Source organism: Paenibacillus sp. JNUCC 34 (assembly GCF_058269055.1).
Map to the genome: position 1 here is coordinate 1,415,592 of NZ_CM177770.1, position 14,302 is coordinate 1,429,893.

Annotated in this window: 16 protein-coding genes; 8 read left to right on the forward strand and 8 right to left on the reverse strand. The window is 46.0% G+C overall.

Translation table 11 applies throughout. From position 1 onward, the window contains the following. Window positions 1-88: 88 nt before the first annotated feature. Together yhbH and AC2TF5_RS06425 are read right to left on the reverse strand one after the other, a co-directional pair. Window positions 89-1,249: a sporulation protein YhbH gene (gene yhbH / locus AC2TF5_RS06420; protein ID WP_491301370.1), complete on the reverse strand. Its 1,161-nt coding sequence runs from the start codon at window positions 1,247-1,249 to the stop codon at window positions 89-91. A 304-nt stretch (window positions 1,250-1,553) separates the two neighbouring features. Beyond that, entirely contained in the window at window positions 1,554-1,976 is a 423-nt protein-coding gene (locus tag AC2TF5_RS06425) for a hypothetical protein (RefSeq protein WP_491301371.1), read from the reverse strand. A gap of 194 nt (window positions 1,977-2,170) precedes the next feature. Here AC2TF5_RS06425 and AC2TF5_RS06430 point away from each other — a divergent pair, with 194 nt between their 5' ends. Beyond that, window positions 2,171-2,551 (forward strand): DUF423 domain-containing protein, encoded by a 381-nt coding sequence (locus tag AC2TF5_RS06430; RefSeq protein WP_491301372.1) that lies wholly within the window; start codon window positions 2,171-2,173, stop codon window positions 2,549-2,551. 290 nt (window positions 2,552-2,841) lie between these two features. Here the strand turns inward: AC2TF5_RS06430 and AC2TF5_RS06435 are convergent, their stop codons facing one another. Next, entirely contained in the window at window positions 2,842-3,408 is a 567-nt protein-coding gene (locus AC2TF5_RS06435; RefSeq protein ID WP_491301373.1) for a hypothetical protein, read from the reverse strand. A gap of 184 nt (window positions 3,409-3,592) precedes the next feature. On the opposite strand from AC2TF5_RS06435, the gene AC2TF5_RS06440 reads away from it, so the two are divergent. After that, on the forward strand, window positions 3,593-3,895 hold the full coding sequence (locus tag AC2TF5_RS06440) for a YunC family protein (RefSeq protein ID WP_491301374.1): 303 nt from the start codon (window positions 3,593-3,595) through the stop codon (window positions 3,893-3,895). Window positions 3,896-3,957: 62 nt separating this feature from the next. Here AC2TF5_RS06440 and mtnA read toward each other — a convergent pair whose 3' ends face one another. Further along, entirely contained in the window at window positions 3,958-5,040 is a 1,083-nt protein-coding gene (mtnA, locus tag AC2TF5_RS06445) for an S-methyl-5-thioribose-1-phosphate isomerase (protein ID WP_491301375.1), read from the reverse strand. Further along, the gene (mtnK, locus tag AC2TF5_RS06450; protein ID WP_491301376.1) at window positions 5,037-6,260 is read right to left on the reverse strand and encodes an S-methyl-5-thioribose kinase; all 1,224 of its coding nucleotides are present in this window, start codon (window positions 6,258-6,260) and stop codon (window positions 5,037-5,039) included. The genes mtnA and mtnK overlap by 4 nt, the downstream gene beginning before the upstream one ends. A gap of 240 nt (window positions 6,261-6,500) precedes the next feature. Here mtnK and AC2TF5_RS06455 point away from each other — a divergent pair, with 240 nt between their 5' ends. The 6 genes from AC2TF5_RS06455 (at window position 6,501) to sufB (ending at window position 12,595) form a co-directional block, all read left to right on the forward strand. Then, window positions 6,501-6,977 carry a Dps family protein gene (locus AC2TF5_RS06455; RefSeq protein WP_491301377.1) on the forward strand — a complete coding sequence of 159 codons (477 nt, stop codon included), beginning with the start codon at window positions 6,501-6,503 and terminating at the stop codon, window positions 6,975-6,977. A gap of 452 nt (window positions 6,978-7,429) precedes the next feature. Beyond that, window positions 7,430-8,212 carry a Fe-S cluster assembly ATPase SufC gene (gene sufC / locus AC2TF5_RS06460; protein WP_491301378.1) on the forward strand — a complete coding sequence of 261 codons (783 nt, stop codon included), beginning with the start codon at window positions 7,430-7,432 and terminating at the stop codon, window positions 8,210-8,212. A 22-nt stretch (window positions 8,213-8,234) separates the two neighbouring features. Continuing rightward, complete coding sequence (sufD, locus tag AC2TF5_RS06465; RefSeq protein WP_491301379.1) at window positions 8,235-9,539, forward strand: Fe-S cluster assembly protein SufD; 1,305 nt, start codon at window positions 8,235-8,237, stop codon at window positions 9,537-9,539. Further along, on the forward strand, window positions 9,536-10,756 hold the full coding sequence (locus AC2TF5_RS06470; RefSeq protein WP_491301380.1) for a cysteine desulfurase: 1,221 nt from the start codon (window positions 9,536-9,538) through the stop codon (window positions 10,754-10,756). The genes sufD and AC2TF5_RS06470 overlap by 4 nt, the downstream gene beginning before the upstream one ends. Then, on the forward strand, window positions 10,746-11,168 hold the full coding sequence (gene sufU, locus AC2TF5_RS06475; protein ID WP_491301381.1) for a Fe-S cluster assembly sulfur transfer protein SufU: 423 nt from the start codon (window positions 10,746-10,748) through the stop codon (window positions 11,166-11,168). Before AC2TF5_RS06470 ends, sufU begins: the two co-directional genes overlap by 11 nt. Window positions 11,169-11,197: 29 nt before the next feature. Then, window positions 11,198-12,595, forward strand: coding sequence for a Fe-S cluster assembly protein SufB (sufB, locus tag AC2TF5_RS06480; protein ID WP_491301382.1), 1,398 nt, complete (start codon window positions 11,198-11,200; stop codon window positions 12,593-12,595). A gap of 100 nt (window positions 12,596-12,695) precedes the next feature. Here sufB and AC2TF5_RS06485 read toward each other — a convergent pair whose 3' ends face one another. The 3 genes from AC2TF5_RS06485 to AC2TF5_RS06495 form a co-directional block, all read right to left on the reverse strand. After that, window positions 12,696-12,848, reverse strand: coding sequence for a tyrosine-type recombinase/integrase (locus tag AC2TF5_RS06485; protein ID WP_491301383.1), 153 nt, complete (start codon window positions 12,846-12,848; stop codon window positions 12,696-12,698). 194 nt (window positions 12,849-13,042) lie between these two features. Beyond that, window positions 13,043-13,261 carry a DUF3006 domain-containing protein gene (locus AC2TF5_RS06490; RefSeq protein ID WP_241930323.1) on the reverse strand — a complete coding sequence of 73 codons (219 nt, stop codon included), beginning with the start codon at window positions 13,259-13,261 and terminating at the stop codon, window positions 13,043-13,045. Window positions 13,262-13,267: 6 nt separating this feature from the next. Continuing rightward, on the reverse strand, window positions 13,268-14,143 hold the full coding sequence (locus AC2TF5_RS06495; RefSeq protein WP_491301384.1) for a ComEC/Rec2 family competence protein: 876 nt from the start codon (window positions 14,141-14,143) through the stop codon (window positions 13,268-13,270). Between the last annotated feature and the right edge of the window lie 159 nt (window positions 14,144-14,302).

Below are 14,302 nucleotides of genomic sequence, written 5' to 3' on the forward strand. Positions count from 1 at the left end.
CTCGTTGTTAACTACCGTCTGCAATTCCAGAAAGAAGAGGAGGCGTCTGTAACCTCCCCGTAGCCCTTAATGTGTATTCCAATAATTACTAGCTAATAGCCCCCTCCCTTTTTTTGAAAAAAGTTTTGAGTGCCTCGTAAACCTCGCCCTTGTCTTTGATCACATGGTATAAAAACTGATCCATCTTTATGTTTTTATACGCTGACATCAGCGTGCTGCTGCGGTTGTACTGGTTGACTTCGCCATACCCGAACATATTACTTACTTTGAGAAGCTCACCGATCAGCTTAACACATCGTTCATTATCCGAGGTCAGGTTGTCGCCATCCGAGAAATGAAAGGGGTAGATGTTGTATTGGGAAGGGGGATAGCGTGAGTGGATAATATCGAGTGCCTTAATGTAAGCGGAAGAACAGATTGTACCTCCGCTCTCACCACGTGTGAAAAAATCTTCCTCGGTTACTTCCTTGGCTTCCGTATGGTGTGCGATGAACACAATTTCAACTTTTTCGTACTGCCGGCGAAGGAAACGTGTCATCCAGAAGAAGAAGCTGCGGGCACAATATTTCTCGAAGGAGCCCATGGACCCTGATGTATCCATCATGGCAATGATCACTGCATTAGACTCGGGAATGACCGTGTCATCCCATGTTTTATAACGCAGATCGTCTGGACTGATGTGATGAATACCTGGATTGCCTGTTGTAGCATTACGGCGGAGATTTTCCAGAATCGTTCTTTTTTTGTCGATATTCGACATGATGCCTTTTTTACGAATATCGTTGAAGACGATGGAATGCGTTTCGATCTGCTCTTTATCCTTGGGCTGAAGCAGCGGGAGCTCGAGTTCCTCGAACAGCATGTTCTCAAGCTCTTCGATACTGACCTCTGTCTCCACCACATCCTGACCCGGCTGGTCTCCGGCCTTCTCTCCCTTTCCGGGTGCCTGTTGTGAAGGATCGCGGCCAAGAACGTCACCAACCTGGCTGTCACCATCTCCCTGCCCAACATGCTTTTGCTTCTGATAATTATAAATGAACCGGTACTCGTCAAGGCTGCGGATCGGCACTTTGATAATCTGCTTGCCATCCGAAAGAATAATGTTCTCCTCTGTGATGAGATCAGGCAGGTTCTGCTTGATGACTTCCTTGATCTTACGTTGATGGCGAACCTGGTCCTGATAGCCTTTGCGGTGGAGCGACCAATCTTCACGGGATACGACGAACGACAGGGCATCTTCGTTTTTCACGGGCAGGCACCTCCCACTTTCGGCCTTTGCCTAATACGGTCATAAGGTCTGTAGTATTTCATTATATTCTCGCTAGTGGTTGTTATGTGAGTGTGGATGGCTGGGAACCCGGTTTTCAGCTTGGTCTATTTTTGAATAACGAAAGAGCCTGCCTCAGCTCACATGATGTGTAAGCTGTGACAGGCCCTTTTATAAAGTGCATACTCTTTACATTAAGAAAGTACCAACTACGATGGAAACCCCGATGATGATCGAGCACAAAAGCTGTCAAAGATGAGATATACGAGACACAGACAGGGCGGACCTATCCGTTCAGAACGAATACGAACAGAGTCAGAATTATTAATAGGACGATACCGTTAATAATTGCGCCGATAACCGAGTGAGATCTTTTGTGGTTTTTGGAGAAGCTTCCAGCCAGTCCCAACAAAAAACCGATCAGATTGATAGCCAGGATAATAACGAACACAGCGGCCAGGGATGTCATGGCTTCAAGTGCCTCTTGAGGTGGCTGTAGTATCGGACCTTCCGGAGTAACATATGGCTCTATCATTGTCGTTCCGAGCGAAGCCATAATAATATAACCCAATAAAGTTACAATAGAGATGATAAAAGATGCAATTCCAAAACGGGATTGTTTTCTGTCCTCTGGTGGGATGAATGTATTCTTAGGTTGTTTTGAAGGCTCCTTCGATTTCGAAGGAGCGGACGGGGTCTGATGGTCCATAATTATTTCTCTCCTTATCAAACATTCAATTTCGAATCGTATCTGTTTAATTTTTCACAAAACAGCCGTGAAATCAAGTACTTTGCTTTTGCTAGATTGGTGGCAAACGGGTATTCCATCGGTTAAACTGAATAATAAGCATAGATTACAGGAAAATGCTGCACAAGGAAATGCAAAAGGAGTGGTCAAAAAAGATGCAGAGGACATTCATGGCATGGGGAGCTGTCCTAATGGCACTGTCCGTAGCGATCGGCGCATTCGGCGCTCACATGCTGGAAGGAAGAATCAGTGCGGATGAAATGGCAGTATATAAAACTGGCGTACATTACCACATGATTCATGGTATTGCTATCATCATTACGGGACTTGCTGCAGGTTTGTTCGGCGAATCCAGAAAGTTGTTCTGGGCCGGTGTGCTCTTTATCGCAGGAGTTATTATTTTCTCCGGAAGTTTGTATGTGCTGAGCCTGAGCGGAATCAAGTGGCTTGGTGCGATCACGCCGATCGGAGGCGTATCCTTTATTGCCGGCTGGCTGGTTCTAATGTCTTCGGCCTGGTCTGGGAAAAGGACATAGCAGTAGGCAGTAAGTAAATCAAAACGGCTTGCCTGTTCCCGTAGGGGAGGCGAAGCCGTTTTTTTAGAGATTAGAAAGTACAAACATTGGAGTTAAACAGCATCCTTATCTCGTAAGAAAAACTACCGCTAAGTGCGGTCTGTCTTCTTAGGTGTGTACGTCGATAACGTTTTTCTTAAGAGATAAGAAAGTATAAATATCGGAGTGAAGTGCATCTTTATTTCGGAAGAAAAAACTACCACTAAATACAGTCTGTCTTCTTTTAAAGATACGTCGATAGCCGATTTTTTCTATGTACTAGCTGCACTGAATTCGTCAATTTCATTCACATTAAACGTATATACCTGTTTTTCATCCACATGATAAACATTCACCAACTGATTGCTTTCATCATAGTTGAGAATTCGGCAGGGCAGACTTACCTGTTTACCGTTACGGTTCGCCGTCAGCCTCACAAGGCGGTTATCCTTTGAGTATATTTTTATCCATTCGTATGGATCACTCTCAGGCGGGACTGGAGTGCTGGCGGCAGCAGGCTTCTTTTCCTTTTCCGGTAAGGAAGCGCTTTTAGCTGAATTAGTCTTGGCGGTATTTTCTTTTTTGGTAGAGGATGATGATTCGTTTAACGCAGAAGACTTAGAGACTTTGGAGATGACAGAGCGTTTTTTGGCTTGGATCAGGGTGTCGATGATTTCACCAAGCTCTAGCCCCGATTTGACGCGAAAATCAATGACTTCTTCATGATTGTTTAGCATCTCCAGCAAATGTTGCAAAGCTAGTGCGTTGGAGCGGCTTTTTAATAGAATATCAACGTTAAATAAAAAACCGTTATCGTCTGTAGTTGCGTTATTGTTCATAGGTATATGATTCACCAGCTTTCAAAAACTTTCCTAAACACAACTATATCATACCTTTCAGATAATCATAGTCCTAATGTCACGCGGAATTACATAAAAATGTTTTATTAGCTAGAGACGTTAGCACCATACCGTATCCTACAGAATACACATGATCTTAGGCGTGTGAGGGGAGGTGTGTTTCATGGTTACACTATTGCCTATCGAAATTGAGGGACATACCGTCATGGGTGTGGAAGTAAAATTGCCTAAAACTACACTTTTGGCGATTTACACGACCCGCGGATATATTATGTGTGGGGCTCTGGACATAGGTCTACTTAACCAAAAGCTTGGAGACCGCCAGATTGTTGCCGGAAGAGCTGTCGGAGTCCGCACACTAGAGGATCTGCTTGAGGCACCATTGGAGTCAGTTACCGTTGAAGCTGAAAAATGGGGGGTACATCCAGGTTTGAAAGGCAAGGATGCAATCATCCGGATGTTGTAAGAGGTACTGATCTACAAATAGAGGACGATTCCGATGAGGGTCGTCCTCTTTGGTTGTTTTGTCTATTCAGCGAATAAGGCCTTCAAGTTTTCCGAAAATGGGGCCTTGACAATTCCTTTTTCTGTAATAATGGCCGTTACATATTCATGAGGCGTTACATCAAACGCCGGATTGTAAACCTTTACGCCAGATGGAGCTGTTCGTTTACCGAAGCCTTCCGTAATTTCTTCTGCCGGACGTTCTTCGATCGGAATGTCTGCACCCGTCGGTGTGTTCAAGTCAATGGTTGATAAAGGACTGGCCACATAAAATGGTATTCCATGTGCTTTAGCTAAAACAGCGACCCCATAGGTTCCGATCTTGTTGGCGACGTCTCCGTTCGCAGCAACCCTATCTGTTCCCACGATGACAGCCTGTATCCATCCTTTTGACATGACCATGGCCGCCATGTTGTCGGCGAGCAAAGTTACATCAATACCCGCTTGTTGAAGCTCGAAGGCGGTAAGACGCGCACCCTGAAGCACAGGTCTTGTCTCATCAGCAAATACTTTAAAGGAAATTCCCTGTTCGTGAGCGAGATACATGGGAGCGAGTGCTGTACCGTATCTGGCTGTTGCCAGACCTCCTGCATTGCAGTGGGTGAGAATGCCCATGCCGTCCTGAATAAGCGGTAGCGCATGTTCACCGATCTGCCGGCATACTTCTTCGTCTTCGGTGCGGATAGCATGAGCTTCAGCGAGAAGTCCTTCATTGAGACTAGTGATATTTTGATTCCCGCTGGCAAGTTTCTCGGCAGCCAGTTTCATCCGGTCCAAAGCCCAGAATAAATTGACTGCGGTTGGCCGTGATGTAGCCAGATAAGAACAAGTTTGATGAACATGATTTACCCATTCAGCTGTAACATCGCCTGGATAGCTATTCGCGCCAAGAACGACACCGTATGCTGCGGCGATGCCGATGGCTGGAGCTCCGCGGACCTTCATGGAGTGTATTCCTTCCCAGACATCTTCCGGGGTATACAGCTTCAGGTTGACGATCTCACCCGGGAGAAGCCGCTGATCCAGCATAACAAGATGATCGCCGCCCCATAGGAGGGATCTTAGCGGGCCAGTTGTTGAAGTAAGTATTGTGTTAGTGTTGCTCATATAGACACCTCTATTTCTGTAGTTGCAAGATGTACAAGCTTTAGTAAGTCATCCACGGTACCGACATTCCGGTGGTGGCGGACCAGATTTTTACCAACAGCGAGTGCTTTACGCTGCGCTGTTTCACGGGACTTATCATTTTCAATTCCATCAATGTCCGCTACATGCGACAAGCCGACAATTCTGCGTATTATTTTGCATCCAGCGAAGCCTGTAGCCTCTCGTAATACCTCAGTTAGGTAATGATCCTGATATCCAGGTGTTCGCGACATTTCGTCAACCAGGTCTTTGTTCCACAGATTACGGAAGGATGATTCAAAATGATTCCATACATCCTTAACCATCTCAAGAAGACGTTCTTCTCGTAATGTTAAGTCTTCACCGCTTTGGTTCCTGCCCGGTTGGGAAGCATAGTTGAGCAGCAGATTTCCGATTACAGCGCCAATATCAAATCCCATCGGTCCAAAGTAGGCAAATTCGGGATCGATCACTTTGGTAGATTCAGGAGTGACGAAGATACTTCCTGTATGCAAATCTCCATGCAGGAGCGCTTGGCTGTGTGTCAGGAATTTTTCCCGAAGCAGTGCCACCTCGAAATGAAGAGGCATGTCGTTTCGTAACGCTTCGGCTTCATCTTCAATGCTATCCGGGTAGCTGTTATTGGCTGAGCTGCGGTAAGGATCTTCAAATATGAGATCTTCCGTGATTTTGCACAAATCCGGATTAACGAAGCGCCCTGCAAGTTCTTTTTTCTCTTGCTGATTCATGCCAAGGTCCGAGGTGTAGAATAGTGTTCTCGCCAGAAATTGACCAATATGCTCCGCAAACCGGGGATATGTATTTCCATCGATTAATCCCTTCCGCATAATGGTATACTGGCTCAGATCCTCCATTATAGTATAGGCAAGTTCGTCCGAATAGGCGAATACTTTTGGTACGAAATCTGGACAAAGCCGATGCTGTATTTGGAGAGACTGTCGTTCAATACGCGCCCGGTCAAGCGACAGAGGCCAGGATTCCCCAACAACCTTTGCATAAGGAACGGCTTGTTTGATAATGATACTTTCAGCGGAATTTTCCGCGGTTACATGGAATACAAGATTTAGATTACCGTCACCGATCTCTCGGCAGTTAAGGGTAGCGTTGTCGGAAAAGACTCCGGGAAGGCTTTGCGCAAGCGCGATCACTTCTTCCGAAGTCAGCGGATGATATGCGGACATAGATGGTCACCTCCATATATAATAGAAAAAAGAAAAACCAACTTTTCTAGTAGGTATAATTCAGTATAACGGCAAACTAGTCACTTTTGTACATTTTTTTAACAATGACTTCTTCGGCCTTTGATTTGATTCGGAGCCAGCCCGCTGGGGTAAACTAGAAGTAGACGCCCGGCTTATTCGTAAATATTGTAATGAGATAATTTAAGGGTGAATCATATATGGAAAAGGAAGGGATTACTTATGGCTAAAACTCAATCAACTAAATCCAGCAGCAAAACGAGAAACTCTGGTGTAGAGCAAGCGCTGAACCAGCAGGTAGCTAATTTAAATGTTCTCTACGTGAAACTCCATAATTACCATTGGTATGTTGGCGGCGAGCAGTTTTTTTCCCTTCATGCTAAATTCGAAGAATTGTATGATGAGGTTACCTTGAAGATGGATGAGGTGGCTGAACGGTTGCTTGCGATCAAAGGGCGGCCGGCTGCTACGATGAAAGAATATCTTGAGATCTCTACGATTCAGGAGGCGACAGGCAATGAGGATACCCGCGGCATGGTGCAGCAGCTCGTAGAGGATTTTGCTACACTGTCTGAGGAACTGCAGGAAGGTATCGAAACAGCCGAGAAAGCGGAGGATACGCCTACTGCTGATATCCTGACAGGTTTCAAAGCGGACTTTGAGAAGCATATGTGGATGCTTCGCTCTTTTCTAGGATAAGAAAGTAGATTGAATGGGATGACTGGTGGATAAGGTCGAGAAATCCATTTTTTTGTTGGAAAATACAAATATACCTGCGCAGTCGTTACCCCCTAATCCTTCCGAATGTGACAACCGTTTGGTGACGTACAGTTATTAAACAACGTTGCTGGATGCAGCTCGAAAGGGAAGAGGGCTCAGCTTATAGTAACAGCTGTACCCGTGACAGACTGTAAAATAAAGGGCTTGACCGTCTATACGGTCAGGCTTTTTTCGTGGACGTTGGTGCAATGACAAAAGTCACACATCGGCTTGTCTGGTTGAATTAAAGTACCTTTTATTATAGAATGAGTTGAGAATCACTGAGAATCAGTTTAGAGTAATTATAAATAAATTTTCTTGTGATAAATCAGGGCGACGATCCTGTTATCATATACACACCACTATACTTTTTTCGACGGAGGGAATATCACATGTCAATGAAGTTTGTCATTGAAGGTTTGAAAGCAGAAATCGAAGGCAAAGAAATCCTTAAGGGTATTAACCTGGAGATGAATGGCGGTGAAGTACATGCCATCATGGGACCGAACGGAACAGGTAAAAGTACTCTTGCATCTGCTTTGATGGGCCATCCTAAATACGAAGTTACAGAAGGTAGCGCGACTTTGAACGGTGAGGATCTGCTTGAAATGGGCGTGGATGAGCGCGCTTTGGCAGGACTATTCCTGGCGATGCAATACCCAAGCGAAATCGCTGGTGTGACCAACTCCGACTTCCTTCGCAGTTCGATCAACGCACGCCGCGGTGAAGGAAATGAGATTTCTCTTATTAAATTCATTCGCCAAATGGAAGGCAAGATGAAAGAGCTTGAGATGAATCCTGAATTTGCTCATCGTTACCTGAACGAAGGCTTCTCCGGCGGTGAGAAGAAACGTAACGAAATTTTGCAGATGATGATGATGGAACCGAAGGTCGTTATTTTGGACGAAATTGACTCCGGTCTGGATATTGACGCACTGAGAATCGTGGCTAACGGTGTCAATGCAATGAAAACCGAAGATCGTGGTTTCTTGATTATTACCCACTATCAGCGTTTGCTTAACTACATCACTCCGGATTTTGTACACGTGATGATGCAAGGACGTATCGTTAAATCAGGCGGTCCTGAATTGGCTCAGCGTCTGGAAGCGGAAGGTTACGATTGGATTAAGGAAGAGCTCGGCATCACTGACGAAACTGTTGGTCAAGAAGCGTAAATAGACGGGAGGAGGAGAAGAAATGACAACACAAACCATTCTTCCGGTCAACGCTGAAGCATTGAAGGCACTGTCCGCAAGCAAGCAGGAGCCTGCTTGGGTAACGGAAAGCCGCCTGACATCGCTGGAACTGGCCGGCCAGTTGGAACTGCCTAAACTGGAGAAGCAGCGGATTGACCGCTGGAACATCCAGGCGTTTGGCGACTACAAGCAAAGTGAGCAGCTATCGTCTTTTGAAGATCTTCCACAAGAAGCGGCAAAACTTGTCGAAGGTTCAAGAGAAGGCGGACTCGTTATTCAGCGCAACTCGGGTACAGTGTACTCGAAGCTGTCCGAGGAGCTGGCTGCACAAGGCGTCATTTTTACCGATTTGGAAACAGCGGTTAAAGAACATGAGAATCTCGTGAAGCCTTACTTGCACCAGGCTGTAAAACGGGATGAACATTACCTTGCTGCATTGCACGCAGCAACTTGGAACGGTGGAGTATTCCTGTATGTCCCTAAAAATGTAGAGGTAGAACTGCCACTGCAGGCTGTAATGTTGACAGATAACGCTGAAGCGCTGTTTGCACCGCATGTACTCATCGTTGCTGATGCGAATAGCCGCGTCACTTATGTAGACAACTATCTATCCAATGGCTTGTCGGGGCATGTTACTCATAACGGTGCTGTTGAAGTGTTTGTTAAAAACGGAGCCAAGGTTCGTTTCGCATCGGTTCACCAACTGACATCGGAAACGACGGATATCACTTACCGCCGTGCAGTTGTTGAGAACGACGGATCCATCGAATGGATTGTCGGCGAAATGAATGATGGCGACACGGCAAGCGACACGATGAGCGTATTGCAAGGAAACGGTTCCTTGTCGGATCAGAAGGTAATTGCTGTCGGTTCCGGATCCCAGAAGATTAATTACACGACACAAGCACGCCATTTCGGCAAAAGCTCTGCGAGCCAAATGATTACCCGTGCGGTTATGCGTGAAGACGCTCAAGCGATCATTAACGGAATTACGAAGATCGAGAAGGGTGCAACAAAAGCGGACGGACAGCAAACCGAGCGTGTACTGATGCTCAGTCCGAAAGCACGCGGTGATGCGAACCCAATTCTTCTGATTGATGAAGATGATGTTACCGCAGGACACGCGGCTTCGGTAGGACAAGTGAATCAAGAGCAGATCTATTACCTGATGTCTCGTGGTATTTCCCGTACAACAGCGGAATCCTTGATCATTTACGGTTTCTTGGCGCCGGTAGTAAGCGAGATTCCTTTGGAAGGACTGCGCGATCAGCTTCAAGGACTTGTTGAAAGGAAGTTGGGACAATGAATGCCTCAATCCGCGAACAGTTTCCTATCCTACATCAGGAAATAAACGGGCATCCGCTGGTGTATCTCGATAACGCTGCGACTTCCCAGAAGCCGCGTGCTGTTATTGACGCCGTTAAACACTACTACGAATGGGAGAACGCCAACGTACATCGTGGCGTTCATACACTTGGTAGCCGGGCAACGGATGCGTATGAAGGTGCCCGAGAGAAAGTTGCCCGCTTCATCCATGCGAAAAGCACGGAGGAAATTATTTTCACACGCGGGACAACGACAGCTCTTAACCTGGTAGCCTCATCGTATGCACGTTCCGTCTGCGGACCCGGTGATGAAATCGTTCTGACGGAAATGGAGCATCATAGTAATCTCATACCGTGGCAGCAGGTGGCTCTTGCCGTCGGCGCTACGCTGAAATATATACCGATTCAGCCGGATGGTACAATTACATTGGAAGATGTAGAGAAGACCGTAACAAACCGCACCAAGATCGTGGCTATTGCTCATGTGTCTAATGTAATGGGTGTGGTTCACCGGGTGAAGGAAATTGCAGAGATTGCTCACCGCAACGGTGCAGTGATCGTTGTTGATGGAGCCCAGAGCACTCCACACATGAAAGTGGATGTTCAGGATCTGGACTGCGACTTTTACGCCCTGTCTGGGCATAAAATGTGCGCTCCGACCGGTATCGGGGCTCTATACGGCAAGAAGGCGCTGCTTGAAGAGATGGAGCCGATAGAGTTCGGTGGTGAGATGATCAACGATGTTGGCCTTTATGAGTCCAATTGGAAGGAGCTGCCTTGGAAGTTTGAAGGCGGAACCCCGATTATTGCTGGTGCTGTTGGACTAGGCGCAGCCATAGACTTTCTTGAAGAGGTTGGCATGGATGAGATTGAGCGTCATGAAAGCCGCCTTGCGGCTTATGCCATGAACCGTTTGGATGAGATTGAAGGGATTAGCCTGTACGGTCCGCGTAAGCGGGATGTTGGTCTCATTACTTTTAATCTTGGTGAAGTCCATCCGCATGATGTCGCAACCGTGCTTGATGCACAAGGAATTGCGATTCGCGCTGGTCATCATTGCTGCCAACCGCTGATGCGCTGGCTCAAGGTGTCTTCTACAGCACGCGCAAGTTTTTATCTGTATAATACAGAAGAAGACGTCGACAGGCTTGTCAGCGCCTTAATCCAGACAAAGGAGTATTTTGGCGATGCAACTTGACGATTTGTACAGACGTGTCATTATGGATCATTATAAAAATCCTCGTAACCGTGGGAAATTCGAAGAGGACGCCGTCACCATTGACTTGAACAATCCGACGTGCGGAGACCGGATTTCACTGCAGATGAAGGTCGAGGGCGGTATTGTGAAAGACGCCAAATATACGGGCGAAGGATGTTCGATCAGTATGTCCTCCGCTTCGATGATGACGGATGCCGTTAAAGGAAAAACGCTGGAAGAAGCTCTTGAGTTGGCTTCGAAATTCTCCTGTCTGATGCAGGGCGAAGATGTGGAATTTGAAGAATATGAAGATATTGAAGCCCTATCCGGTGTGAACAAGTTTCCTGCACGCATTAAATGCGCAACGCTGGCCTGGAATGCACTGCGAAAAGGAATAGATGGTAAAGAATAGAAACATTAGAACGATAGGAGGTAAGACGAATGGCCAAAAAAGCTCCAGAAATGGAAGAGTATAAATATGGTTTTCGTGATGAACACAAGGCTGTTTTTCAAACCGGTAAAGGTCTGACTCGCGAAATCGTGATAGAGATTTCTAAGATCAAGAACGAGCCGGAGTGGATGCTTGACTTCCGTCTGAAGTCTTTAGAACAGTTCGAGAAGATGGCAATGCCTAAATGGGGCGGAGACCTCGATGAACTGGATTTCAACGACATTCAATACTATGTAAGACCTTCTGAGAAGCAAGGTAAGACCTGGGAAGAGGTTCCTTCCGAGATTAAGGAGACCTTTGACAAGCTGGGTATTCCTGAAGCTGAGCAGAAGTTCCTCGCTGGTGTATCGGCTCAGTACGAATCTGAGGTTGTATACCACAACATGCAAAAGGATCTTGAAGACCAAGGCGTTATCTTCACAGATACCGATACAGCTCTGAGAGAGCATCCTGAAATCTTCAAAGAGTACTTCTCGACAGTAGTTCCGCCTACGGATAACAAGTTCGCGGCGTTGAACAGCGCAGTATGGTCCGGCGGTAGCTTCATTTACGTTCCAAAAGGCGTAAAATGTGAAATTCCGCTGCAGGCATACTTCCGGATTAACTCCGAGAACATGGGCCAATTCGAACGTACACTGATTATTGCGGATGAAGACAGTTTCGTTCACTATGTTGAAGGATGTACGGCTCCAATCTACAGCACAAACTCGCTTCACAGTGCAGTTGTTGAGATCATCTGTAAGAAAAATGCACGTGTCCGCTACACGACGATTCAAAACTGGGCTCCTAACATTTACAACCTGGTTACGAAGCGTGCGGTTGCAGAAGAGAACGCAACAATGGAATGGGTTGATGGAAACATCGGTTCCAAGCTGACGATGAAGTATCCTGCCGTTATTTTGAAAGGACGCGGCGCGAAAGGCATGGTGCTTTCCATTGCTGTTGCCGGTAAAGGACAACATCAGGATGCAGGCGCCAAAATGATTCACTTGGCTCCGGATACCACATCTACAATCGTATCCAAATCGATTAGTAAGCATGGAGGTAAAGTGACCTATCGTGGGCTTGCTTCCTTCGGACGTAACGCTGATGGCGCCAAAGCTAACATCCAATGCGACACTTTGATTCTCGATAACGAATCCACTTCGGATACAATCCCATATAATGAGATTAAGAATGATAATGTGATGCTGGAGCATGAGGCAACGGTATCCAAGGTGTCCGAGGAACAGTTGTTCTATCTCATGAGCCGCGGACTGAGTGAGTCGGAAGCGACTCAAATGATCATTATGGGCTTTATCGAGCCATTCACCAAAGAACTGCCGATGGAGTACGCGGTAGAGATGAACCGACTGATCAAGTTCGAAATGGAAGGAAGCATCGGTTAACCTTGTTACAACAAGGTTTTCCGGCTTTGATTTAGGGGTTTGTCCGTTTTACCTTTACTTCACCTATTGCTCATAAAGAGCAATAGGATCGTCTTCAATTTTATCTGGTAACATATAAATACGTGTCCGCTGTGACTTTCACGCTTGCGTGCCTTAGTCGCTTGGACACGTATTTTATTTTTACTCCAGCTTCAAATAAATGAACGGCGTGAGTGTGTCTTAATGCATGGGGAGACAGAACGGGAATCTTCACTCTTTTACATACTTTATAAAAATAATCACGTACAACATTTGTTCTTAACCATCTTCCGTCCTGTTATGGAAGATAATATTATCTTCTAAAGCGCGATCAAGGTTAATGGTCGGCCTGTGGTCGTGGGATTGATTCCTTCGGCGTCTGACATATAAGTTAGAGCCGTGGAGGAAGAATCCCACGGCTCTTATTTGTTAATCTTCAAATAATTCTTCCACTAGCTTGTCAACTTCACGTCTACGTTCTTTAGTCGCCTGTTTATCGACAGTTATAACGTTCCCGCTTATTTGAACAACATCCCCTACATCCGCTTCGCTTGGCAGCAGATGCTTCGGGTATTCGATAGTATGCCCATCTTCCATTTCGATTTTTGCTATATCGCATTCAATCTGGTCGATAACACCTTTTATCATTCTCCATTACCTCGCAGTCTTAAATATTATTCTCTTCCCATCACTCATTGCCGTAATCGTTCCTCGCTGGTCTGTCCGGTATACTTTTACATCCGCTTTCTTTAATCGGTTCGTGACAATCCCCTTCGGGTGACCATATTTGTTATCCTTACCTACGCTGATTACAGCATACTTAGGATTTACGGCCTTTAAAAATTGGGGAGAGGTTGATGTTTCCGAGCCGTGATGCCCGACTTTAAGCACGTCAGCACCCAGTTCCTCAGGAGACTTCAACATATCAGTTTCGCTCTTGTGCTCAGCATCCCCCATGAACAGGAACGAAGTATCTTTGTATGTAACCTTTAGAACAGCGCTCCAGGCATTAAGATCCTTGCCGTATTCTCCAATCGGCGTAATGAACTTAGCAGTTACACCATCTAAAGGTAACTCTATCCCTGCCTTTGCTGATTTAATCTTTAGGTTCTTATTCTTCACAGCCATCAAGAAGTCTTTGTATGTGTTCGTGGTATGTGAAACTCGTGGTGCATATACGGACTTGACTGGAATTGCATCTATGACCGTATCCAGTCCGCCAATGTGGTCGGCGTCCGGGTGAGTAGCAATGACCGCATCAAGACTCTTTACACCGAGCTGCTTAAGATAATCTACCATATCGTCGCCCTTGTGGTTGTCTCCACCGTCGATCAATACATGCTGTCCTTTAGGCGTTCGGATCAATGTCGAGTCACCTTGGCCGACGTCCAAATAGTAGACCTGTAACTCACCTGCTGCTTGCTCCTTCGGAAATGCTTGGTTTTCTGGTCTTGTTGCTGTTGGTAAACTCGGGGAGCAGGCAACCAGTACAGATAAAATAAGTCCTAATGTGATGTATAGTTTTCTCATGAAGCCCTCCTTATGTATAAATTTTAACACATTAAAATAAATGTAAGGACCCTACCGGCTTAGAAAGTGCACCCCCTAAAATGGACATTGGAAAAACCTCCGGGTTAATCTGATTGAAATTTTTGAGGTGCATTTTTTCTTGGTCATTAAAGGACAAAT